Genomic DNA, 23281 nt, shown 5'->3' on the forward strand with positions numbered 1-23281 from the left:
GTTATTGCATCCAAGGCGGGGCAGGCTCTTCATTCTTGTTTGAGCCTCGCTCGGCCTCTTCCCGGCCGGCGCGCCGACGAGCGTCTTCAAAGCGTGCGGCATCGATCTCGCGCATCACCCCAGCGACATCGGCGCTGCGCTGCTCTTCCTGGAACAGACCGGTGAGTTCGCTTTCTGGCAGCAGTTCACCGGCCTGATACAGGGCCCACATTTCTTTAGCGAAACGGGTTTCCTTCAGCTCCGGGGCAAAGCGTCCGAAATAGGCCGCCATGTTGCCGACATCGCGCTCAAGCATGCTGAAGGCATGGTTGTTGCCCGCCGCGTCCACGGCCTGTGGCAAATCGATGATCACCGGCCCGTCGGGCCCGAGCAGCACGTTGAACTCCGACAAGTCGCCATGCACCAGCCCGGCACACAGCATCAGCACAATCTGGCGAATGATAAAGGCGTGGTACTCGCGCGCCTGCTCAGGCTCAAGCTGTACATCGTTGAGCCGTGGCGCCGCATCGCCATACTCATCGGCCACCAGCTCCATCAGCAGCACACCATCGAGAAAGTCGTAGGGCCGCGGCACCCGCACACCGGCATTGGCCAGGCGGAACAGCGCCGCCACTTCGGCGTTCTGCCAAGCGTCTTCTGCCTCCTTGCGCCCGTACTTGGAGCCTTTGGCCATGGCCCGCGCCTGGCGGCTGTTACGCACCTTGCGCCCCTCTTGGTACTCGGCGGCCTGACGGAAGCTGCGTTTGTTAGCCTCCTTGTAGACCTTGGCACAGCGCAATTCCTTCCCGCAGCGCACCACGTACACGGCGGCCTCCTTGCCACTCATCAATGGTCTGAGTACTTCATCGACCAGTCCATCTTCAACCAGTGGTTCAATGCGTTTTGGAGTCTTCATCGGCTTCTGTCGGGGATCCTGTTTTGCCAGACACGTGATTTTTTATAGGTCACCGCTGCGGTACCGGCTTGCCACTGGAGCAAGGCCGCACTGCGTTGTAACGGCAATCGGCCTGACTTGCCATAGTTTTTGTAAGTGACTGTGCACAATCGTTCACAAAAATCGCCAGATTTCGCTACCGCTACAGCCGCAAACCGCCCGGGGTAAAGCCGAACAGGCTCTTGAACGCTGCAATATAGGCCGAGGTCGAGTCATAGCCACTGCCCAATGCCGCCTCGGTAACACTTTGCCCGGCTTCCAGTGCGGTCAATGACGACAACAGGCGCATACGCTGGCGCCAGCCGCGAAAGCTCAAGCCGGTTTCACGTTGAAACAGCCGTGTCAGGGTTTTTTCCGAGGTATTCAAGCGTTGCGCCCATTGCCCGAGGCTTTGCCCCTGCTCCGGGTGGGCGAGCAGTTCATTGCACAGCTCAAGCAAACGCGGGTGCTTGGGCAAGGGTAAAGAGAATCCGACCTCAGGCAGGGCCTGCAACTGATCCAGCAATACCGCCACCAACCGTGCATCGGCACTGTCGTCTTCGCGATAGTCCACCGGCAGCAGGCAAAACTGCTTGATCAGCTCACGTGCCAGCGGCGTGACCTCCAGCACCCGGCAGTGCCCCGGCGCCCAGCTGGACGCGTCGCGGCGTACATACAGGCTGCGCATCTCGGCCTGCATCGAAGTCACTACCTTGTGTTCAACCCCCGCTGGAATCCACACCCCCCACTGCGGCGGGGCAAAATAACTGCCTTCGTCGGTGTACACGCCCAGCACGCCACTGATCGCGTAGGAAAACTGCACCCAGTCGTGCTGATGATGCGGCGTCCACGAGCCAGCCCCCAGGCTTTCGGCGCGTGCGTAAAGCGCTCGGGGCAGTTGCTCAAGCACAGGAATCGGACGAGGTGAGGGTTGCTGTCCGTTTATCGGCATCACTTGGCCTTATGTCGCAAGACGGAAATCATCCACCGAGCGTAGCCTCTGCACTCAATGATTACAAAATGATTCGAAGGCTAGCCTATGCATGCGCTCAAACACTTCAAACGCGTGGTCACCGACTGGTTCCTGTGTGGCATGTTCCTCGCCACCTTGCTGGCGTGGCTGTTTCCCAATGTTGGCCGCAGTGGCGGCGCGATGCACGCTGAATACGTGATCAACATCGGTGTATTCCTGGTGTTTTTCCTGCACGGCATCAACCTGTCTGGCGAGCAGATCGGTCGCGGCCTGAAAAACGGCCGCCTGCACCTGATGGTGCAGGGTTTCACCTTTATCGTCTTTCCCGCGCTGTGGTGGTTGGCCAACAGCCTGTTTGGCAGTCATCTGCCTGCGCTGCTGATGCTGGGCTTTTTCTACCTGTGCGCCTTGCCCTCGACTATCTCGTCTTCCGTGGCCCTGACCGGTAGTGCCGGTGGCAATGTACCGGCGGCGATCCTCAACGCCAGCCTGTCCAGTGTCCTGGGTATCTTCATCACTCCGTGGCTGGTCAGCCTGGTGGTCGGCAGCGGTAGCAACGGCATCGACCTGGGTGCCACCCTGCTGGACCTGTGTGCACTGCTGTTGTTGCCACTGCTGCTCGGTCAGTTGCTGCGCCCGTGGCTGGGGCGCTTTTTTGCCCGGCACAAGCGCTACACCAACATCATCGACAAGCTGGTGATCCTGCTGCTGGTTTACGCTGCGTTCTGCAACTCAATGGTCTCGGGCATGTGGCAACAGCAAGGTAACGCGGTGTTGCTTACCGCATTCGCGGGCAGCGCGCTGCTGCTGGCGCTGATTCTCTGGCTGACCACACGCAGCGCCCGCGTGCTGAAGCTGAGCCCGGCCGATGAAGTCGCAGCGGTGTTCTGCGCCAGTAAAAAGTCGCTGGCTGCGGGTGCGCCGATGGCCGCGCTGATCTTCGGTGCACACCCAGGCTTGGGCCTGATTCTGCTGCCGATCATGATCTACCACCCGTTGCAGCTGATCGTCTGCTCGATCATGGCCGAGCACTACGCCAATCGCCCAGCCCCGGAGCCTGCAGCAACGCTGCTCAGCGCTCAATGATCGCGGTTACGCCTTGACCACCGGCAGCGCAGATCGAAATCAGGCCACGGCCCTTGCCGGCCGTGGCGAGCAACTTGGCCATGTTGGCGAGGATGCGCCCGCCGGTGGCGGCAAACGGATGCCCGGCCGCCAGTGAACTGCCTTTGACGTTGAGCTTGCTGCGGTCGATGGCCCCAAGTGGCGCGTTCAAGCCGAGGCGATGCTGACAATAGTCAGGGTCTTCCCAGGCCTTGAGCGTGCACAGCACTTGCGCCGCAAAGGCTTCATGAATTTCGTAGAAGTCGAAGTCCTGCAGGGTCAGGCCGTTGCGCGCCAACAAACGCGGTACGGCGTAGACCGGGGCCATCAGTAACCCTTCCTGACCTTTGACGAAGTCCACTGCGGCGGTTTCACCGTCAAGCAGATAGGCCTGCACCTCAAGATTGTGCGCTTGTGCCCAGTGTTCACTGCTCAGCAGTACCAACGAGGCGCCATCAGTCAGCGGCGTGGAATTTCCTGCCGTGAGACTGGCTTTCTCGCCTTGCTCGAACACGGGTTTGAGGTTGGCAAGCGCTTCCAGGGTCACATCGGGCCGCAGGTTGTTGTCGCGGCTCAGGCCCAGGAACGGCGTGAGCAAATCCTCATGCCAGCCCTCGGCATAGGCCGCCGCCATGTGCTGATGGCTGAGCAGGGCCAGGTGGTCCTGATCCTGGCGCGAGATCTGCCAGGTCTGCGCCATCAGCTCACAGTGCTGCCCCATGGAAAGCCCGGTGCGCGGCTCGACGTTACGGGGCAATTGCGGCTTCAGGTGCCTGGGGCGCAGCTTGAGAAAAGCTTTGAGTTCATCGGCGGTGCTCTTGCCCCGATGCGCCTGCAGCAGGATCCGGCGCAAGCCTTCATTGACCGCGATCGGTGCATCGGAGATGGTATCGACTCCCCCGGCAATACCGCTGTCGATCTGCCCCAGGGCGATTTTGTTGGCAACCTGCAGCGCGGTTTCCAGCCCGGTACCGCAGGCTTGCTGCAGGTCGTAGGCCGGGGTCTGCGCCGACAAGCGCGAGCCAAGCACGCACTCGCGGGTCAGGTTCATGTCCCTTGAGTGCTTGAGCACCGCCCCGGCAGCCACTTCGCCCAATTGCAGGCCATGCAGGGAAAAGCGTTCGATCAACCCTTCCAGCGCTGCTGTGAGCATCGCCTGGTTGCTGGCGGTGGCATAGGCTCCGTCGGAGCGGGCAAAAGGAATCCGGTTGCCGCCCAGAATCGCCACCCGGCGCAGTGAGCGCATAGGTTTCGTCCTTTTCCAATGAGTGTTCAGCGCAAGTTCCCACATTTAGCGTAGGTGTTTTTTCCGCGTTCGAACGACCAATGGCCAAAGATGGTCCACACTTTGAAGCTTATTTCAGGGAGACGTGCACATGAGCGACCGCTACATAGACTTCGCCAACTCGGATCTCGGCCGGCGCCTGGTCGGTGCCGTGGGCTTGCCCAGCCCAGCCCGCCTGGAGCGCTGGAGCGCCGGGCGCCTGCGGCCCGTTGAAGGTGCACTGTTGCTCGGCGGCGGCCCCCTGGCGAACATTGTCGAAACCTTTGCCAAACGCCTGACCGACGAGGTCTACAGCTTTGCCAGCCCCGACCTGAGCGCCCCCGAGTGGGTCGCAGGCCTGGGCAGCAAAATCAAAGCGGTGGTGTTTGACGCCAGCGAGCTGGACGACATCGATCAACTCAAACAACTGCGCGAGTTCTTCCAGCCGCTGCTGCGCAGCCTGGCGCCCTGTGCCCATATCGTGATTCTCGGCCGTGCCCCGGAGCAACTGGATGATCCGCTGGCCCAGGTTGCACAACGTGCCCTGGAGGGGTTCAGCCGCTCGCTGGCCAAAGAACTGCGCGCTGGCGGCACCCTGCAATTGCTGTATGTCAGTGACGCAGGCGAAGCGCATCTGGAGGGCGCACTGCGCTTTTTCCTCTCACCCAAGAGCGCCTTCATCTCCGGTCAGGTTCTGCGTCTGGATGCCTGCGCCAGCAGCGTGCAGGACTGGACCCGCCCCCTGGCCGGACGCAAAGCGCTGGTGACGGGTGCTGCCCGTGGCATCGGTGCGGCGATTGCCGAGACCCTGGCGCGCGACGGTGCCGAGGTCATATTGCTCGATGTCCCACAGGCGAAAAATGACCTTGAAGCCCTCGCCGAACGCCTGGGCGGACGCAGCCTGACCCTGGACATTTGCGCCGCTGATGCCGCCGCACAACTGCTTGAAGGCCTCCCGGAGGGCATCGATATCGTTGTGCACAACGCCGGGATCACCCGCGACAAGACCCTGGCCAACATGACCCCGGAATTCTGGGACTCGGTGCTGGCAGTCAATCTCAAGGCGCCGCAACTGCTGACCCAAGCGCTGTTCGACAGCGGCGCCCTGCACGACAACGCACGCGTAGTACTGCTGGCCTCGATCAGTGGTATCGCCGGTAACCGTGGCCAGTCCAACTACGCCGCCAGCAAAGCCGGCTTGATCGGCCTGGCTCAGGCCTGGGCGCCGAAGCTGGCCACCCGCGGGAGCAGCATCAATGCCGTCGCCCCGGGCTTCATTGAAACACGCATGACTGCGGCCATTCCCTTCGCCCTGCGCGAAGCCGGGCGGCGCATGAGCTCGCTGGGCCAGGGCGGCCTGCCCGAAGATGTCGCCGAAGCCATCGCCTGGCTGGTGCAACCCGACAGTGGTGCGGTCAACGGCCAGGTGCTGCGGGTGTGTGGCCAAGCTGTGATGGGGGCCTGAGCATGACTCGACAGTGGCAGGACCTGAGCAGCACCGCCGCACTTTCCAGCCTCTACCTGCGCGCCGCAAGCAAGCGCAAGATCAGCGGCGATACCTTGCCGGACACGGGACTGCGCTGCACCCTGGCGGTGCAGCCCAAGCAACTGGAGGCGTATCGCAAACTCTGCCATTTCAGCGACGATGGGCGCTTGCCGGCGACCTTCCCCCATGTGATGGCGTTCGCCTTGCAGCTGCAACTGTTGACCGACAAGGCCTTTCCCTTGCCGTTGCTTGGCCTGGTTCACCTGCACAACAGCATCCGCGTGATACGCCCCTTGGGTGGCATCAGCCAACTGCGCTTCGCCGTGCACGTGGAAAACCTGCAAGCGCACGAGAAAGGCGCCACCTGCGACCTGATCACCAACGCTGAAGACGGCCTGGGCCTGATTTGGTCCGAAACCAGCCGCATGCTTTGCCGCGGCCTGAAGCTCGACGCTGAGCCCGCAACCCGCGAAGCTCCCAGCGGCGAGGCACTGGGCGAGTTGACCCGCTGGTACGCCGACAGCGACATTGGCCGCCGTTACGCCCGAGTCTGCGGCGACTACAACCCGATCCACCTGAGCGCCAGCAGCGCCAAGTTGTTCGGCTTCCCCACTGCGATTGCCCACGGCATGTGGAGCAAGGCCATGACCTTGGCGGCATTGCGCAGCCACCTGCCGGTGTCTGGCTATCAGGTCGAGGTGGACTTCCTCAAACCTGTGCGCCTGCCCAGCGAAGTCATCCTCATCGCCAGCCCCACGGCTGATGAGGGCCAACTGCGCCTGGACGGCCACGCAGCGTTAGTGCACATGCGCGGCGCCTGGCGACGTTTGGCCTGAAACGCCGCGCTTGCGTTGCGAAGGCGCCCGCCTGAAGCTATGCAGCTTGAGGAGAGCCTTGATGAACCTGCACGAACTGACCCAACGCCTGCACCGCATCCGCGACAACAATGATTGGCGTGGCTTCCACAGCCCGAAAAATCTGGCCATGGCCGCCAGCGTGGAAATGGCCGAACTGGTGGAGATCTTCCAGTGGCTGAGCGAAGAGCAGTCACGCCAGTTGTCACCTGAGCAACTGGAACACGCCGGCCAAGAGGTCGGCGATGTGGTGCTGTACCTGTTGCTGCTGTGCAGCGAGTTGGGCCTGGACATGGAGCAGGTGGTGCGCGCCAAGCTGGCCGACAGCGAAAGGCGCTTTGCCCAATGAAAGACCGCCATTTCGATGCCCTGGCCACCCGCTTTGCCGAAAAGATCTATGGTGGCGCCAAAGGGGCGATTCGCCTGGCCGTGCTGCAGGCCGACCTTGCCGAAACGCTCCCCGAGCGCCCGCTGCGCGTGCTGGATATCGGCGCGGGCCTGGGGCACATGGCCCTGTGGCTGGCCGAGCGTGGTCACCAGGTGACCTTGGCCGAGCCTGCTGCGCCGATGCTCGAAGGCGCCCGGGCACGCTTTGCCGAAGCCGGCAAGCAAGCCACCTTCATCCAGGCGCCCTGGCAAGACTTGCTCGGGCAACTGACCGAACCTTACGACCTGGTACTCTGCCACGCCGTGCTGGAATGGCTGGCCGAACCGGAGACCATCCTGCCGGTGCTGCACCAGTTGACCCGTAGCGATGGCCTGCTGTCACTGGCGTTCTACAACCGCGATGCGCTGGTGTATCGCAACTTGCTCAAAGGCCATTTCCGCAAACTGCGACGCAATGACATGGCCGGCGAAAAGCAGAGCCTGACCCCGCAAAAACCGCTTGATCCGCGCACACTCAGGGTGCAACTTGAAGGTCTGTGGCAGGTCGAAACAGAAAGCGGCGTACGGGTGTTCCACGACTACATGCCCAGCGAATTCCAGACCAAGGCCGAGTTGCTCGACCTGCTGGAAATGGAACTGGCGCATCGACGTCATCCCGCCTTTGCCGGCTTAGGGCGCTACCTGCACTGGATCTGTCGACCACGCTGAATCACACCAGGAGGGTGACATGTCGTACCGTTTGCCACTGAGCCTGCTGTGCCTGGTGTTGGCAGGCTGCCAGAGCCCCAACCCTTATGTCGCCAGCTCCCGCCCTCTGCCTCCGGCACCCCCGCACGCCGCCAACACCTTCGATGCCAGCGCTTACCCGGCAGCACCTCGGGACTTTGGCCGCTACCGCAGTTGGACCTGGCACAACGATCAGTTGCCAGCCGGTAGCGCGCTGGCCGAGCCGGCACAGTTGGCCGAAGCGGTCAGCAATGCCCTCGACCAGCATGGCCTGCGCCCAGCGCGCAATGGCCAGGCGGGCGACCTGCTGGTCAGCGCCAACCTGCGCCTGGAACGTCGCCTGCGCCAGGTGCGTGACGACTACTACCCGTACGGTGGCTACCCCTACTACCCCTATGGTTATGGCGGCTACGCCGGAATGGGTCGCTACAACAACGGTTATGGGGCGTATGCCAGTGTGCCCTTGGTCCGCACCTATGAAGTCGAGGTCATGGTGGTGCAGGTCGATTTGTATGACGCTCGCGACGGTCAGGCAGTCTGGAGTGCCAGCGCCGAGACCGACAGCCAGGGTTCACAGGGCGAACGCGAGAAAGCCCTGCGTGAATCGGTGAAAAAGGCTCTCAACGGCTATCCTCCCAGCTAAAGGTAATTGGAGATCCATCATGTTGCGCCGTCTCGCTTTACTCTCGCTAATGGTGTTGCTCAGTGCTTGCCAGAGCAACAAAGCCACCCAGGACTACGACGCCAGCCGCGATTTTACCGCCTACCGCAGCTGGGCCTGGCAGGAACCGGCGCTGCAGTACCGTCCCGATGATCCGCGGATCAAGAGTGACCTGACCGAGCAGCGCATTCGCCAGGCGGTGACGGGCCAGCTTGACCAACGCGGCTTGCGCCCGGTCCAGGGCAACAACAAAGCTGATCTGAACGTGCAAACCTACCTGATCGTCGAGCAGCGTCAGCAGCAGATCACCACCAACTACGGCGGTGCCTGGGGCGGTTACTGGGGTAACTACTGGGGCGGCCCGATGTACAACGAAACCCGTAGCGTCGACTACAAAGTGGCGACCATTCAGGTGGACATGTTCGACGCCAACGACGGCAAGCTGGTGTGGCGCGGCAGTGCCGAACAGATCATGAACAACTACCCGCCAAGCCCCGAAGAACGCGCCAGCGCGATTCAGAAAACGGTGACCAACGCCCTGTCGAATTACCCACCACGCTAAAGGCCAATAGCCACCATCGTGACTACACTGTAGGAGCGGGCTTGCCCCGTGATGCGTTTTTTCAGTCAAATCGCATCGCGGGGCAAGCCCGCTCCTACACGCTTTCGACGGCCTCTGCGCCGGCAAAGGAGTGCGCGTGTCCTCTCGCTTTCCCGCACGCCAACGCGGTGCAATCGGCTTGATGGCGGCCCTGACCCTGGGCATGGGCCTGCTGTTCATGTTGATGGTGATCGATAGCAGTCGGCTGTACCTGGAACAACGACGCTTGCAACGTATCGTCGACATGGCAGCCCTGGAAGCCGCTGGCCAACAGGCGGTGTGCAGCGGCAGTGGCCCGCAGGCCGAGGCAGTGGCCCGAGCGGGCGCTACTCGCAACGGCTTCGAACTGAACGCCGGGCAGACCCTGAACACCACCTGCGGCACCCTGAAAACCGGCAGCAACAGCCTGCGGCGCTTCAGCATCGACAGCACCCGCAACGAAGCCATCAGGGTGATTGCCAGCACGCAAGTCACCACCAGCGTAGCTGCAGGGATATGGGCGCTGGCCAATGGCAACAAGGTGCCCGACACGACAACCCTGAGCGCCAGCGCCATCGCTGCAACGCCAAAACCACCGCAAGCCATGCTGCGTATTCGCAGCACCCTGGCGAGCATCGATTCACGCAAGTCCGCACTACTCAACGCCCTGGTAGACCCCCTCGGCGGCCACCTGCAGCTCGACGTCGCCGGCTGGCAAGGTCTGGCCAACACCCAGATCAACCTGCTCAGTTACCTCGACCAACTGGCCATCGGTGTTCATGCGGATGTTGGCGACTATCAGCAATTGCTGCGTGCCGACGCCACGGCCACAAAGATGATCGACGCCGCCGTCAAAGTCCTGCAAAAAGGCGGTGCCAGTGTTGAAGTGGTCAGCAACCTGGCCAAGCTTTCACTGGCATCCGACAACAGCAAAACACTGCACCTGGGCGATATTCTCGACCTGCAAACCGGCACCACCAAAGCCGGGCTGGATGCCACCCTGCAAGTGCTCGACCTGGTGCAAAGCGTGATTCTGCTGTCGAGTAAGAACAACGCAGCCGTGGTTGAAATGCCGATCAGCGTGCTGGGCCTGGTCAATGGCAAAGTGCGCCTGAAAGTCATCGAGCCACAACAGATCTCGGCCATTGGCAACCCACAAACCGACGACATCAACGTCCACACCGCGCAGGTGCGAGCGCTGGTCTCTCTCGATCTGCCGATACTGGAGAGCATTGCCGGCCTGCTCAACGCGGTCACCAACCTCGCCACGCCCTTGACCAACCTGCTGAACAATCTGCTCAGTCTGAATCTGGCCGGTACCGTGCAATCCTTGACCTGTTTGCTGGCCAATGAATGCACTTACAGCGACATACGATTGCTGCCCGGCACCGTCAGCCTGGATGTCGGTGTACAGGTGGCCAGGGCCAACAGCAGGATCAGCCGCTACAGCTGCAACCCGGAGAAATCGCTCACCGCCAGCACCCAGAGTTCAGCCGCGGATCTTGCCATCGGCCAATTCAAGAACCGGGATGATTTCTTCAGCACCGACATCAGCAAAAAAACCGGTGTCGCGGCAGTCACGCCCTTGCCCTTGATTGATATCAGCACCCAAAAATGCCGCTTTCTGCTCGGGCTTTTAGGCTCCTGCGACCCACGCATTCCCTTTGCCGGTGGCGGCATCGGCTTGAAGGTCAATACGTCGCTGGTAGGCAGCAATCCAACCGATCTGAAGTTTTTACCCCCAGACCACACGCCGCCGGCAATCAACCAGCCACCCGCGTATCTGAGCACCAGCGCCAACAATGTCGTCAGCAGTCTGGATGGCACCATCGCAGGCATCGAGCTGCAGGCTTACAGGCCACTCAATGGCAATATTCTGGGCAGTGTGCTAGTGCTGGGGAGTAACGTACTGAACGGCGTCAAAGCGATCCTGCAACCGCTGATCAAAGGCCTGCTCAGCCCATTGGTCGATCCTCTGCTCAACGCCTTGCTGAAAGTCCTGGGGATCGACTTGGTCAAGGTCGAGGTCGGTGCCAACCTCGACTGCTCCAGCACCCGGGCTCAGCTGGTGCTATGAACCGGTAACTCGATACAGAAACGCGCGCCATCAACCGCGTTATCCACACTCAGGCAACCGCCCATGGCATCGATGATCCCGTAGCTGACCGACAAGCCCAAGCCGGTACCGACGCCCACCGGCTTAGTGGTGAAGAACGGTTCGAAGATGCGCTCGAGCAGGCGCGGATCAATGCCGCCACCGTTGTCCTCGACCAGCAGCCGTACCTGGCGCTCATCTGCCTCCATGCGCAAGGCAATCCAGGGTTGTAGCTCGCGCTGCTGTGCACGTTGCTCCAGCAATGCATCACGGGCGTTGACCAGCAAGTTGATCAACACCTGTTCCAACTGATCTTGATGCCCCATCACCAACGTTTGTGGTGGCGCTGTTTCAACCCGCAGATCCACACCTTTACTGCGCAAGCCATCGGCAAGCAATGACAGGGCCCCTTCCACCGCCTGCCAGGGCTCGAAAAGGTGCTGCTCGATCGCTGAGCGGCGGCCGAATACCCGCATGTGATCAACCACCCGCGAAGCACGCAGCACCTGGGCATCGATACGCTTGAGCTTGTCTTGCAGATAGTCCGCCTGCACGTCGCCGTTTTCCAGGCGTTTGAGGGCGTTGACCACCGCCATGCGCATCACGTTCAGCGGCTGGTTGATCTCATGAGCGAGGCCGGTCGCCATCTCACCCAGGGTCGCCATCTTGGCACTCTGCATCAGTTGCTGCTGGGTACGTCGAACCTGGGTGTTATCGCGGCCTACCGCCTGCACTTCCAACAGCCGGCCCTGCTCGTCGAACAAACCGCGATCGGACCACACCCACCAGGCGTGTTCGCGCCCTGGCAGCTCCAGGCAGATCTCTGCAGTGCTTACGGGCTGCTCGACACTCAGCGCTGCCACCCGCTCGACAAAGGCGTCGCGCTGCGCCTGCGACATCCACTGGCCGAGGTTCATGCCGGCCAGTTCTGCGCTCGTACATTCCAGATAGTCAGCCAACGGCTGGTTACCAAACACCAGGTTCAACTCCGGCGTGTAGCGGCAGATCATTGCTGGCGAATCTTCTACCAGCACTCGGTAGCGTTCTTCACTCTCACGCATGCGTTCAGCCGCTTCGGTGGCTTCGGTCACGTCCAGCCAGATTCCCACCACCTCCACCGGCAGGCCAAGGTCATCACGCAACAGCCGCGCCTCGTCGAGCACCCAGTGATAACCGCCATAGCGGTCACACAAACGATAGCGGCTGCGAATCTGTCCCTCGCGCAACAGGGTGCGGGTGCGTGCCAGCCATAGCGCCTGATCCTCAGGATGCACCCACTGGCCAGGCTGCAGCGGCGCCTCACCTGTGCTTTCCCAACCCAGCATCGGTTGCAGGCTGGCACTGAAGAACTCGGCCTGCAGGGCACCTTCGGCGTATCGCTGGATGTAGATCACCGCTGGCGAACTGGCGATCAGGTTTTCCAGGCGCGCCTGGGCTGCGCTGGCTTGCGACTGCTGGTGCTTGATATCGCTGATGTCGAGCATGAAGCCCTGCACCCGACGTTGCTGACCACTGCCGCGTACTTGCCCACACAAGCGATACCAACGTGGATTGGCCGCCAGGTTGTGGTCGAGCAAGCGCAGATTCAAGTGCAAGGCACACCCCTCGCGCTGCAACTCGCCCAGCGCCAGCTGCGCAGCTTCGCGATCAGCCGGGTGCACCCGGCTCAGCCATTGGCCGAGGGTTAGTCGCGCCGGTATCCCCAGGCTTTGCGCCAGCCCGGGGTCCACCTGCAACGAAGATTCACTACAGCGCCATTGCCACCAACCCGCGCCCAATTGCAGCTGCAAACTGTCCAGCCGCTCGGACTGCTGCTGCAAATTGAACGCGGCCAAACGGCTGACCAGCGGCTCGGCGTAGGCCGCGCAGGCGTTGAGTGCGTCTGCCGCATTCAAGGCTTCCAGCGGACCGACACAGATCAGCCAGGCCTGAACAATGTGCCCCTGTGCGTACGGCAACACATACGTGTCGGCTTGTGGCATCAACGCGTGTAGCTCTGCGTGACTGATGCTGGAGACCACCTGCCCCGCCACCTGACGCTCGAGCAAACGCCCGAGCAGTTCATCCGCAGGCCAATGCACGGGATCATGACTGCTGGCATACGTCTGCCAGCCCTGCTCGCCCTGCAGCAGAATCCGCCCAGCAGAGGCGCGCCAATGACGCACCAGCCATTGCAATTGTTCCTGGGCCACCTGGGGCAGACGTTCGATGCTGCAATCGCGCAGTTCCGCCGCCAGGTGACTGGTCAAATGACGCTGCCGCTCTGCATTGTGTGACTGCTGGCGGTGTTGCAGCAGGTCGCCGATGTCGAACAGCTGCAACATCCACTGGCCTGGTTGGCCCTGCAACCAGCCCCGGGTATGCAAGGTGCCGCCAGCGGCGGCCTTGAAGTCCAGATCCAACGGTTGCGCCTGCCAGTCCGGCGGTTCACCTTCGAGCACCAGCAAACTGTGCGGTTGCACGCAGTCCTGCAAGCGCACCTCAGCGTGCGCCGGCAAGGCCAGCGCGCAACGCAAAGGGCCAGCCATGCGCAGCACTCGGGCGGTATCGTCGAGCCACAGCTGCAGCCCCACCGCGGGCACACTGGGCGGCTGTTCCGGCTCTACCGGAGCCGCAGTGGAACGCCCACGCCAACGCTCGAACAAGCCTGGCCCGCCGCTCAAAGTTGCAGACTCGCTTCGGCCTTGAGGCTCGCGGGCAGTCGCGGTACTTCACCGATAAGCGGCAGGTCGATGACCGGCAGCACGGCAGTCAGCTTAGCTTTGGCGTAATCGATCTTCACCGTCAGCAGGTGCTCCTGCGACAAGGTGATACGAACATCATTGGCGAATTTGAATTTCAACGAGTCGGGCATCCACGCCAACTGCTCGCCGACCACCTTTTGCGCCAGCGCCTGGACATCGGCGCCGTAAGTGGCACTGCTGGGGTCCAGGGCAACGCAGCGGCGCACCGCTTCGCTGCTGGCCTGGTTGAACGATTGCAGCATGAGCATCGGCAGACCGTAGCCCACCACCCCATAAAATACCGCGAAGAAGATCACGAATACTGCAACGAACTCCAACGCTGCAGCGCCTTTTTGCCGCCTGGCCAAGCTTGCTTTCATGATCGCGTCTACCCTGACAGTGACACCTGATAGTCAGCATAGAATCTTTCACCACAAAGGGATGCATTTCGCCAATGCAAAGCATTGTCCTGCTGTTGTGGCTTGCCTTGTGCGCTGAACAAGATGTGCGAGAGCGCCAGATTGCCAACACCTTGACCCTCGGCGCGGCGTCATGTGCCTTGGCCTACCTGTTCATAACCGGGCACACCTGGATCGGCGCCGATGCCAGTGAAGGCGGCTGGGCCTTGGCCATCGTCATGCTCCTGACCCTGCCTGGCTACATGCTTGGCCGTTTTGGCGCAGGCGATGTAAAGCTGCTCGCCGCCCTGGCCCTGGCAACCGATCGCATGTACGTGCTGGGGACGTTTATCGGCGCCGGCGTCTCGGTGTTGATCTGGCTGGCCAGCCGCCGCTGGCTATGGTCCCTTTTAAGTCAGAAGGTTAAGAACCGCCTGAAGGCGCTGACCGAGGACTCGTCAAATAAACAGCCCTTTGCGCCGTTCATTCTGGCGGGGTTTGTGCTTGCTGCGGTGTGGACGCATTAGCCGCCATAGGGGGGCAGTGGGAGCGGGCTTGCCCCGCGATAACCAGCGCACAGCACGTGTACAGACTGGCAATCTACGTCTACTTTCTACAGTGCCACCAGGACGATGCAGCTTCTGAACAGGGAGTAGCGTGTGAACAAGACTGTCAGTGAGGTAAAGGTGTTGGTCGTCGATGACCAACCGTTGATCGTCGAAGAACTGTGTGAATTTCTGCAGAACAACGGCTACCGCTGCGTGCCGTGCCACTCCAGTACCGAAGCCATCGAACGGTTTGCCGCTGACCCCGCGATCGGCTTGCTGCTGTGCGACCTGCATATGCCCGAGCTCGATGGCATCGCAATGTTTGACGCGCTGAAGATCATTGCCGGGCAACAGCGAATATTCGAAGCCATCATGCTCACGGGCCAGGCGCACAAGCAGGATGTGATCAGGGCCTTGCGCGCAGGCTTTGCCGACTACTACCAAAAGCCGGTAGACCTCAACGAGCTGCTTGAAGGTGTTCAGCGCCAGGAAGTGGAATTGCAGGAGCGCCAACGAAACGTCCAGCAGTTGGGCACCCTCAATCAAAAACTGCAGTTTCTCGCCGACTCCATCGACGACCTGTACCAGGACTTGGAGAAAGCCCGCGGCCAGGGTGCACATCGTCGCGCCACCGACATCGAAAACGAAACCGACAGCGAAAGCCTGCCGGCCATATTCGCCAAGCTGTCACCGCGCCAACTGGAAGTCGCGCGGCTGGTCGGCAAAGGCAAGACCAATTATCAGATTGCCTGCGAACTGGGCATCACCGAAAACACCGTCAAGCTCTATGTCTCGCAGGTGCTACGCCTGACCCACATGCATAACCGCACACAGTTGGCACTGGCCCTGTCACCGAGCCATTCGCCGCTGTATCTGCGCCATACGTCGCACTAGCCGCGCCGCAACGTATCGGCTTATTTATCGGCCGCGCCCACAGATTCCCAGCGATAGAAGTCGGGAATCGCATATTTGTAGCTGTCCAGCCAGCGCTGCATGCTCTGTTCGCGCTCTTTGGGGGTGGCCGTTTGCGGGGTTTTCGAGGCCTTCTGGTTGCGCGCCTGCAGCTGCAACCAGGTTTCGGTGAGCGATTGTGCCTCGGCCGAGGCTTGCTCCTCGATCGCCGTCGCGGTCAACGGCAAAGCAGCGCAAGCCAGCAGCAGTAACCATGCAACTTTCATAAGCACCTCACTGTTGGCCGAAAGTGGAAGCGGCGGACGGTAGCGCTGCGACCCGATCGGCGCGCACCGCTGGCAGCTTGCCGGGCTTTTTCAATTGCTCGGCACGCGACTGGGCTTCGTTGAATTGAGCCGCGCTCAGGTGCAAGCGCGACACCAGATCGGCGGCCTGCTGCCACTTGTCCTGATACAACAGCAAGCTCACCAGATTGACCGCCGCCAGGCTGTTGTTGTCTTTAAGCTCGATGGCGGTGAGGAACTCGAAACGCGCCTGCTCGACATCGCCCTGGTTGAGGTAGACCACGCCAAGGTCATTGCGAATTTTCTCGTCGGTCGGCGCCAGGCGCACTGCGCGCAACAAATGACGCTGGGCCTGCAGGTTATCGCCACGCGCGGCAGACAACTGCCCCAGGCCATGTTCAGCTTCAGCCGCCAGGCAGCCACCGAGCAGGCTGCGGTACAACGGTTCGGCCTCGCTGCGCCCGAGCAGGCGTAGCACCTTGGCCTTGCGCAGACGCACTTGCGCCATGTCCGCAGGCAGCGTCTCCAGGTGCGCCAGGCTGGCATGCGGGCGACCTTCGCCAAGCATCTCGTCGGCCATGCTCAAGGCCAGTTCCTGACTCGCATCAGGCTTGGCGCAACTGGCATTGCCACCGGCCAGCGCCAACCACGGTGCCCTGCCATCAGTGGCACAACCGCCAAGCAACATCAGGCTCATGACTACCAAGACTGCTTTCATCCATGCTCCTCCACTCACGAGCCCATTGCCTTGGCCAATGCCGTGAAGCCGGGACCGGCGAGCACGATCAGCAAGGCGGGAAACAGAAACACCATCATCACCATCGACATTTTTCCGGACATCTTCGAAATGCGCTCCTGCATGCGCGTCAGGCGCCGATCATCGAGCAGTTGCTTGAGCGCCAACAGCGACTTCATCGCCCCGCCACCCTGGGCCAACAACTGCTGCAGGATCACGCAGGTATCGCTGAATTCATCCACCGCCAACAGCTGCGCGGTTTTCTCCAGTTCCGGGGCCAGGGCCAGGCCCGAGTCGACACGCGCCAGAATCAAGCGCAGTTCCTGGCTGAGCACGGGCAGCAACTGCCGCGACTCCTGACTCAACACGCGCAGCCCCTGCTCTACCGCCAACCCCGATTCGAACAAGATGCGCAGCAACGGTATGAAGGTCGAGACTTCGCGCTCAATCTGCTGCTGACGTCGCGCCGCCGCCAGCGCCAACAGGCGTTTAGGCAACAGGTAGCCGACCCCCAGCGCACACAACGGCACCACCAGCCAGGCGTTCTGCCGGTCGGCGTAGAAGGTTTCCTCAACCACCACACCAATGCCCAAGGCCAGTACGGGCAGCGCAAACTGGCCGGCGGCAAACAAGGCGCGCTGCCGACTGCGCCGCCAGCCGACCCGGTCAAGCAGCACTCGCGTTTCACCGTCGTAGTTCAACAGCCGTTGAGCCACCGGGCTGCTACCCAGCTGCTGCACCCAGTTACCCAGGCGATCGTTACTGGCCAACTGGCCTTGCAGCCGTTGCGCCACCAGACGCTGGCCGCGGCGCTGACGCAAAAACTGGCTAAGCAGCAATACAAACGCGGCGAAGAACAAGACGGCACTGAGCATCAAGACCATTTCACAGGCTCCGCAACATGCGCCACAACGCCAGGCAGCCAACCACCTGCAGCGCGAAGGCACCCAGCAACATCGCCTGGCCGTGACTGTCATGCCACATGGTCAGCAAATAGTTGGGGTTGGTGAACAGAAAATAGCCCGCCATGCCCACCGGTAGCAGGCCCAGAACGATTGCGGTCATGCGTGTTTCACCGGTCATCGCACGCAGCTGCCGGGCGCCCTGCTCACGCTCACGAATCAGCTTGATCAGGTTCTCCAGCAGCTCACTGGCATTGCCGCCGTAGCGATGGTTGATACGCAAGCCCAGGGCAAACAGGCGCAGTTCATCCTGATCATAAAGTTCAGCCAGGTCCTGCATGGCATCGTCCATGCCGACGCCCATTTGCACATTGCGGCGCACGCGCTGCAAGGCACCGTGCAAGGGGTCGCGGGAAGCGTCGATGGCGCCCAGTACCGCATCGCTCAAGGTGCGGCCGGCTTTGAGGCTACGCACACAATGATCGAGCAGCACCGGCAGCTGTTCGATCATGCGTTGCACGCGCCGACGGTAGCGCCAGCCCAGGTACACACGGAACATCAGTGGGCCAGCCAGCAGCGCAAGGACGCCGGGCAGCCACCCCAGCGCCAAGGCCAGTAGCAGTGACAGCGACGCCCACAGCGCCAGCCACGACAGCAGGCGATCGTTGCGCCGCTCAAGCCCGGCGCGCTGCAGTAAACGGTCCAGCCAGTCGTGGTGAGTGGCCACTGCAGGTGACGCCTCTGCCACCCGGCCCAAGCGCTGCAAAGTGCGCTCGGCGCCCGCCTTGCGCAAGCCGCTGTAAAACAGCCGCAGCGACAGCCCCAGCAACGCCAGGCACACCAGCCCCAGCAGCACGGCTATCATGCCGAAGGCTCGGAATACACCCGCCGCAGCTTGTCGCCCGCCGGGTTCGGCGCTTCCCGCATAAAGCCCTCGCCGCCGCGTCGATCAAGGCGAAACAGGGTGTTGGTGACGTACACATCATCACGCACGCCGACCACTTCCAACACTTCACTGACGCAGCGGCGGCCATCCGCCAACCGCGTCAGCTGGATCACCACATCGAGGGCCGCACAGATCATTTGCCGCAAGGTTTTCTCGGCCACCACCCGCCCGGTCAGCCCGACCAGGGTTTCCAGGCGCAGCAGGGCATCCTGCGCAGTGTTGGCGTGCACGGTACTCATCGAGCCGTCGTGGCCGGTGTTCATCGCGGTCAGCACATCAAGCACTTCGACACCGCGAATCTCGCCCAGCAGAATGCGATCCGGGCGCATCCGCAGGGCGTTGCGAATCAGCTCGCTGGATTTGATCTCACCATGGCCCTCGGCATTCGGCGGGCGGGTTTCCAGGCGTACCACATGGGGATGATCAAGCTGCAACTCGGCGACATCCTCGATGCTCACCAAACGCTCATGGGGGCTGATCAGCTGGCTGAGGATATTGAGCAAGGTGGTCTTGCCGGTGCCGGTGCCGCCACTGACGAGGATGTTGCAACGCCGCGTCACCGCCAGCTGGAGAAACTCGAGCATGTCGTGATCGATAGTGCGCGTCGCCAACAGGTCGGCGCTTTTGAGCATGTCTTTGCGAAACTTGCGGATCGACAGGCACGGCCCGTCCAGTGCCACCGGCGGGATGATCGCGTTGACCCGGCTACCATCGGGCATGCGCGCATCGACCATCGGCGAAGACTCATCCAGGCGCCTGCCCAACGGCGCCAGAATGCGTTGCATGACGCGCTCCACATGGTGGGCATCAATAAAACGCAGGTCGGTTTGTTGCAGCACCCCGTTGCGCTCTACAAACACCCGGTGCGGGCCGTTGACCAGAATTTCAGTGACGCTGGCGTCGCGCAGCAACACTTCCAGCGGCCCGAAACCGGTCAATTCATCGACGATTTCCTCGGCCAGACGCTCCATCTCGTAGCGCGATACGGCCAAGTGCAAACGCGAGATGTAGTCCCCGACCTGCTCCATGACAAACTGCGCCAGCGCCGGGCGCGAGCCTTCCAGCAAGTTACGCCCGCTGTCTTCGATGGCATCGATGATGTGCCGGTGCAGGGCGCGCTTGAGGGTAAGCGGGTCGTTGCCCAGGTTGTGCCGGGGGCCGCCGAACAGCTCATCGATGCTACTCATTTGTGCCCCCAGAGCCGGTTGAGCCAACTCGCGCTGACCGGTTTGTTGTGTTCGGAACGGCGGGCCAGGCGCTCACCCAGGGCCTGCAATTGATGGGTGAGGCTTTCACGCGGCGCCAGCTCGAACAGGGTCAATCCCTGGTTCTTGGCATTCAGGCGCACCTCGGGGCTGTAGGGCAGCACCATCAGCAACGGCAGGCCATAGCGCTTGCTCAGGGCTTCGGTGTCTGGCGCCACGCCCTTGAGGTAGCGGTCCACCAGCAGGCTGGCGTGCTCCAGCTTCATACCCTTTTCCCGCCACAGCGCCAGCACCTCAAGGTTGCGCCGACAGTCCAGCACGTTCTGGTCGGTGTACCAGATCAATTTGTCGCAATGGCTGACGAACGTACGCAGCGCTTCGCAGTCGGCCTGACCGGTAAGATTCACCACGATGTGCTGGAAGTGCTGACGCAAGGCGCTGAGCAGCATGTACAGCTCGGCGGCGCTGGTGCGCTCCAGGGGCTCGTCGCCCTCGGCGTAGGCCAGCAAGCGCAGGCCCGAGCTTTCGCGGCTGAAGGCACTGTCGATCAGGGTGTTGTCCAGGCGCCGCAGGTGGCGCAGGGCATCGCCAAAATGAAAGGAAGCCTCAAGGCCGAGCAACGCCAGGCTATCGCCACGGGGTAAACCCAAGTCGAGCAGCAAGGTCTGCTGGCCACTGCATTGCACCACCCGGGCCAGATGGCTGGTCAACAATGCACCATCGGCCGCGCTGTGCGCGCCATACAGTACCGTCAGGCCGCCCAGGCTGGGGTTGCTGGTAACGGCTGGCAGGCGTTTGCTCAAACGCCGCACCAGCCCGGCCACTTCGCTTGAGCGCGAGCCATAGGCGACGAAATCACGGGCACCGGCGCGCATGGCGTTGAGCACCAACTGGTTGTCCATGCCATCGCCGAGGGCGACGATCGCCAGCATCGGCTTGGCTTCCAGCACCCCTTCGATCAGCGCGCACTGGCTGACCACCTGCTCACGGTCCAGGCCAACGAACACCAGATTGGCGAAGGTCACATCAACCAGTGCCAGCAACTCGTCGAGGCTGCCACTGCTGGCACCGACCACCTGCCCCAACGGCGCCAGGGCGCCTTGCAACCATTGCAGGTCGCCCTCATTGCGGGTGATGGCGAGAAAAGTCTGACTCAGGCTTTCGCTCATTGTGATAACCCACTGCGACCTTCAAAGTCGCCGTTTTCGAGGAAGAACAGTCGGCCCCAACTCGGGTCATAGTTGCGTAACCCCTCACCCGGCAAGCTGGGCATTTGCGCATCGGCGGCCAGGGGCTGAACCAGGTGCGGGGTGACGATCATCAACAGCTCGGTTTCATCGCGCGTCATCTGCGACTGCCTGAAGAACGCGCCAAGAATCGGGATATCACCCAGCCCCGGAAACTTGTCCACCGCCGAACGGGTGGTGCTACTGATCAAGCCGCTGATCACGAAACTTTCGCCATCGGCCAGTGAAATGCTGGTATCGGTGCGCCGTACTTTCAGGCCCGGAACCAAAGTGCCGGCAATGTTCACGGCATTGGTGTAATCCAGCTCACTGACTTCCGGGGCAACCTTGAGGGTGATGCGATCACGGCTGACCACCGTTGGTGACAGCGCCAGGCGAATACCGAACTCCTTGTATTCGATCGACACGTTGTCGCTGCCGCTGCTGGGCACCGGGATCGGGATCTCGCCACCGGCCAGAAAACTGGCGGTCAAACCACTGAGCACCACCAGGCTGGGACGCGCCAGGGTGTAGGCAAAACCGCTGTTTTCCAGGGCATTGATCGCTGCCAGAAAGCGGCTGCTGCCACCGCCCCAGACGATATTGAAGACGTCATTGTCCAAGGGAATTCCGGTAATGGCGTCAGCCACACGGCCAGGCCTGACCACGGTGTTCGGCACCGTCCCCGGTGAGCCGATCAGCGAGTTGTTGGAGCCTTTGAACAGCAGGCGCGCACCGGCTTCCTTGAACTTGGTCCGGTTGACCTCGACAAAGCGGATATCGGCCTGCACCTGGCTGGGCAGGGTCGGGTCCTGGGACGGTGGCAAGGCGCTTTCAGCCATGTCGGCGCTGGCCACACCTTTGACGAACAACATCGCCTGGCGCGGGGTTTTCGAGCAGGCGGTCCACAGCATCAGGCTGGTGGCGCCCGGGGCCAACGCGGTCAGCAGTACCGCGTCGTCGCCGCTGGCCTGCACGTCGGCAATTTTCGAATCACCTACCGCTACTCGGGTGATGCTGACCGGCGCACGCACCTCCTGTTGCAGCCCTTGATCCAGTTCGATCACCCCAGGCAACTGGGCCAACGCCGCACAGCCACCACTGGCGGCATGCACCAGCGAAGCGCTTGGCCCGGCCCACAGCAGCGCCCACAGCAAATGCTTGATTACCCGCACGGAACGACTGCTCATTGAAGGGCATCCTTGCTTGGTCAGGGGGTTGGTTGACTGGATTGATTACCGCGGATGATCTCCATGCCACGACGTGGCGTTGAGCTGGCGACAGCCGGGGAAGCAGGTGCCTGCGCTAGCTGGCTGAAGCGATAGAGTTCGCGATTGGCGGTGTCGACTTCGGCAGCGCTGCTGTGCGGGTCAGCCCAGTAGCGGGCCAAACGTTGTTCTTCGGCGCTGCGCACCGCCAGGCGCAAACTACCGGCCTGGGCTGCGAGCAACAGACGACTGACCAGCGCTGCGGGGACGGCCAGCACCACCGTGCGTGCAGCGTTGCGCAGTTGTTCCTGACGGTCTTTTTCATTCAGTGCCTGCACCGGCTGACCATCATTGCCCAGCCCCAACTGCGCGCCGACACTGAGCACCCGCAGCGCCGGTAAAGCCACTTGCGCGCTGGCCTGCGGGTTGTGGTTTTCCTCGCGCAGGTACAACAACACATCAACGTAGTCGCCAGGGCTCAACTGCCCTGCCGCACCGACCACATCATCGATGGCCAGGGCCAGGGCGCGTTCATGCGGGCGGATCATGCGCGCCAGCGGGCCACCGGCGTCAAAGCTGCCCTGCTCCAGCCAGGTACCTGCACGCAACGGTCGCCAGCTGCTGCGCCCAAGCACCTGCTCAACACTGTGAAAACTACCGGCAGGCGCCACTTGCAGGCGCTCCAGCGCAAGGTCTTCGGCAGTCAGCGGGGTGTAAGGCGCAATATCACGGCGCAGTACCACGACCGGTTGGCGCAGCTCATCGGCAATGTTGGCGCTGACCTGCGCAGCGACGGGCACAGGCGCTGTGGTGGGTGCTGCGGCAACGGTAACCGGTTCAACCGCTGGACGGCTCAACAGCAAGCCCCAGTAACCGGCGAACAAGGCACCCAGCAGAAACACGCCAGCGAGGATGATGGTAATGCGACTGCTCATGCCGGCCCTTCCTGATACCCGTATTCGTCCTTTGCACCCAGCTGTGAACCCGCACACACCGTTGTCATCGGAAGTAACTATTTCGCTATTTGAAGGTAGCCCAGCAGAGTCAAAATGCCATTAGCCGTCAGAATTTTTTCCATCGCAAATCCGCCACCCCGTGGAAACAACAGGTTACTGACGTCAATAAGCCACTATCACTTTGTGATTAATGC

At 61.9% G+C, this 23281-nt stretch carries 23 protein-coding genes; 10 read left to right on the forward strand and 13 right to left on the reverse strand.

Going from position 1 to position 23281, the window contains the following annotated elements; translation table 11 throughout:
* Position 1 precedes the first annotated feature (1 nt).
* On the reverse strand, positions 2 to 895 hold the full coding sequence (locus tag ACVWSC_RS25710; protein WP_442109996.1) for a PA4780 family RIO1-like protein kinase: 894 nt from the start codon (positions 893 to 895) through the stop codon (positions 2 to 4).
* Positions 896 to 1076: 181 nt separating this feature from the next.
* The gene (locus tag ACVWSC_RS25715; protein ID WP_442109998.1) at positions 1077 to 1865 is read right to left on the reverse strand and encodes an AraC family transcriptional regulator; all 789 of its coding nucleotides are present in this window, start codon (positions 1863 to 1865) and stop codon (positions 1077 to 1079) included.
* 87 nt (positions 1866 to 1952) lie between these two features.
* Here ACVWSC_RS25715 and ACVWSC_RS25720 point away from each other — a divergent pair, with 87 nt between their 5' ends.
* Positions 1953 to 2972, forward strand: coding sequence for a bile acid:sodium symporter family protein (locus tag ACVWSC_RS25720; protein ID WP_442110000.1), 1020 nt, complete (start codon positions 1953 to 1955; stop codon positions 2970 to 2972).
* Here the strand turns inward: ACVWSC_RS25720 and ACVWSC_RS25725 are convergent.
* Positions 2959 to 4236 carry an acetyl-CoA C-acetyltransferase gene (locus ACVWSC_RS25725; RefSeq protein WP_442110002.1) on the reverse strand — a complete coding sequence of 426 codons (1278 nt, stop codon included), beginning with the start codon at positions 4234 to 4236 and terminating at the stop codon, positions 2959 to 2961. The two genes, ACVWSC_RS25720 and ACVWSC_RS25725, sit on opposite strands and share 14 nt — an antisense overlap.
* A gap of 130 nt (positions 4237 to 4366) precedes the next feature.
* Between ACVWSC_RS25725 and ACVWSC_RS25730 the strand changes: the two genes are divergently transcribed.
* The 7 genes from ACVWSC_RS25730 to ACVWSC_RS25760 all read left to right on the forward strand — a co-directional run bounded on the left by ACVWSC_RS25730 (position 4367) and on the right by ACVWSC_RS25760 (position 11025).
* Positions 4367 to 5719 (forward strand): 3-oxoacyl-ACP reductase, encoded by a 1353-nt coding sequence (locus ACVWSC_RS25730; RefSeq protein WP_442110004.1) that lies wholly within the window; start codon positions 4367 to 4369, stop codon positions 5717 to 5719.
* 2 nt (positions 5720 to 5721) lie between these two features.
* Positions 5722 to 6576, forward strand: a complete 855-nt coding sequence (locus ACVWSC_RS25735; RefSeq protein WP_442110006.1) for a MaoC family dehydratase — start codon at positions 5722 to 5724, stop codon at positions 6574 to 6576.
* A 61-nt stretch (positions 6577 to 6637) separates the two neighbouring features.
* Complete coding sequence (locus ACVWSC_RS25740; protein ID WP_442110007.1) at positions 6638 to 6943, forward strand: MazG-like family protein; 306 nt, start codon at positions 6638 to 6640, stop codon at positions 6941 to 6943.
* Positions 6940 to 7689 carry a methyltransferase domain-containing protein gene (locus ACVWSC_RS25745; protein ID WP_442110009.1) on the forward strand — a complete coding sequence of 250 codons (750 nt, stop codon included), beginning with the start codon at positions 6940 to 6942 and terminating at the stop codon, positions 7687 to 7689. The genes ACVWSC_RS25740 and ACVWSC_RS25745 overlap by 4 nt, the downstream gene beginning before the upstream one ends.
* A gap of 19 nt (positions 7690 to 7708) precedes the next feature.
* On the forward strand, positions 7709 to 8350 hold the full coding sequence (locus tag ACVWSC_RS25750) for a DUF4136 domain-containing protein (protein ID WP_442110011.1): 642 nt from the start codon (positions 7709 to 7711) through the stop codon (positions 8348 to 8350).
* Between the two features lie 19 nt (positions 8351 to 8369).
* Positions 8370 to 8930: a DUF4136 domain-containing protein gene (locus ACVWSC_RS25755; protein ID WP_442110013.1), complete on the forward strand. Its 561-nt coding sequence runs from the start codon at positions 8370 to 8372 to the stop codon at positions 8928 to 8930.
* 136 nt (positions 8931 to 9066) lie between these two features.
* Positions 9067 to 11025 (forward strand): pilus assembly protein TadG-related protein, encoded by a 1959-nt coding sequence (locus ACVWSC_RS25760; RefSeq protein WP_442110014.1) that lies wholly within the window; start codon positions 9067 to 9069, stop codon positions 11023 to 11025.
* Here ACVWSC_RS25760 and ACVWSC_RS25765 read toward each other — a convergent pair.
* Both ACVWSC_RS25765 and ACVWSC_RS25770 read right to left on the reverse strand, forming a co-directional pair.
* Positions 11010 to 13706: an ATP-binding protein gene (locus ACVWSC_RS25765; RefSeq protein ID WP_442110016.1), complete on the reverse strand. Its 2697-nt coding sequence runs from the start codon at positions 13704 to 13706 to the stop codon at positions 11010 to 11012. The two genes, ACVWSC_RS25760 and ACVWSC_RS25765, sit on opposite strands and share 16 nt — an antisense overlap.
* A complete protein-coding gene (locus tag ACVWSC_RS25770; protein WP_442110018.1) occupies positions 13703 to 14146 on the reverse strand; it encodes a TadE/TadG family type IV pilus assembly protein in 444 nt (147 codons plus the stop codon). Before ACVWSC_RS25770 ends, ACVWSC_RS25765 begins: the two co-directional genes overlap by 4 nt.
* A 74-nt stretch (positions 14147 to 14220) precedes the next feature.
* On the opposite strand from ACVWSC_RS25770, the gene ACVWSC_RS25775 reads away from it, so the two are divergent.
* Together ACVWSC_RS25775 and ACVWSC_RS25780 are read left to right on the forward strand one after the other, a co-directional pair.
* Positions 14221 to 14691, forward strand: a complete 471-nt coding sequence (locus ACVWSC_RS25775) for a prepilin peptidase (protein WP_442110020.1) — start codon at positions 14221 to 14223, stop codon at positions 14689 to 14691.
* Positions 14692 to 14823: 132 nt separating this feature from the next.
* Positions 14824 to 15606: a response regulator transcription factor gene (locus ACVWSC_RS25780; RefSeq protein ID WP_442110022.1), complete on the forward strand. Its 783-nt coding sequence runs from the start codon at positions 14824 to 14826 to the stop codon at positions 15604 to 15606.
* Between the two features lie 20 nt (positions 15607 to 15626).
* Here ACVWSC_RS25780 and ACVWSC_RS25785 read toward each other — a convergent pair whose 3' ends face one another.
* The 8 genes from ACVWSC_RS25785 to cpaB are packed head-to-tail and all read right to left on the reverse strand — an operon-like array spanning position 15627 to position 23066.
* Positions 15627 to 15890: a DUF3613 domain-containing protein gene (locus tag ACVWSC_RS25785; RefSeq protein ID WP_442110024.1), complete on the reverse strand. Its 264-nt coding sequence runs from the start codon at positions 15888 to 15890 to the stop codon at positions 15627 to 15629.
* A gap of 7 nt (positions 15891 to 15897) precedes the next feature.
* Entirely contained in the window at positions 15898 to 16626 is a 729-nt protein-coding gene (locus ACVWSC_RS25790) for a tetratricopeptide repeat protein (protein WP_442110026.1), read from the reverse strand.
* A 14-nt stretch (positions 16627 to 16640) separates the two neighbouring features.
* Positions 16641 to 17528: a type II secretion system F family protein gene (locus ACVWSC_RS25795; protein ID WP_442110027.1), complete on the reverse strand. Its 888-nt coding sequence runs from the start codon at positions 17526 to 17528 to the stop codon at positions 16641 to 16643.
* Position 17529: 1 nt separating this feature from the next.
* Positions 17530 to 18411, reverse strand: coding sequence for a type II secretion system F family protein (locus ACVWSC_RS25800; RefSeq protein WP_442110029.1), 882 nt, complete (start codon positions 18409 to 18411; stop codon positions 17530 to 17532).
* A complete protein-coding gene (locus tag ACVWSC_RS25805; RefSeq protein WP_442110031.1) occupies positions 18408 to 19679 on the reverse strand; it encodes a TadA family conjugal transfer-associated ATPase in 1272 nt (423 codons plus the stop codon). Before ACVWSC_RS25805 ends, ACVWSC_RS25800 begins: the two co-directional genes overlap by 4 nt.
* On the reverse strand, positions 19676 to 20866 hold the full coding sequence (locus ACVWSC_RS25810) for a CpaE/TadZ family protein (RefSeq protein ID WP_442110033.1): 1191 nt from the start codon (positions 20864 to 20866) through the stop codon (positions 19676 to 19678). Before ACVWSC_RS25810 ends, ACVWSC_RS25805 begins: the two co-directional genes overlap by 4 nt.
* Positions 20863 to 22113, reverse strand: coding sequence for a type II and III secretion system protein family protein (locus ACVWSC_RS25815; protein WP_442110035.1), 1251 nt, complete (start codon positions 22111 to 22113; stop codon positions 20863 to 20865). Before ACVWSC_RS25815 ends, ACVWSC_RS25810 begins: the two co-directional genes overlap by 4 nt.
* A 20-nt stretch (positions 22114 to 22133) precedes the next feature.
* Positions 22134 to 23066, reverse strand: a complete 933-nt coding sequence (gene cpaB / locus ACVWSC_RS25820) for a Flp pilus assembly protein CpaB (protein WP_442110037.1) — start codon at positions 23064 to 23066, stop codon at positions 22134 to 22136.
* Positions 23067 to 23281 lie beyond the last annotated feature (215 nt).

It is taken from the genome of Pseudomonas sp. NUPR-002 (assembly GCF_056322725.1).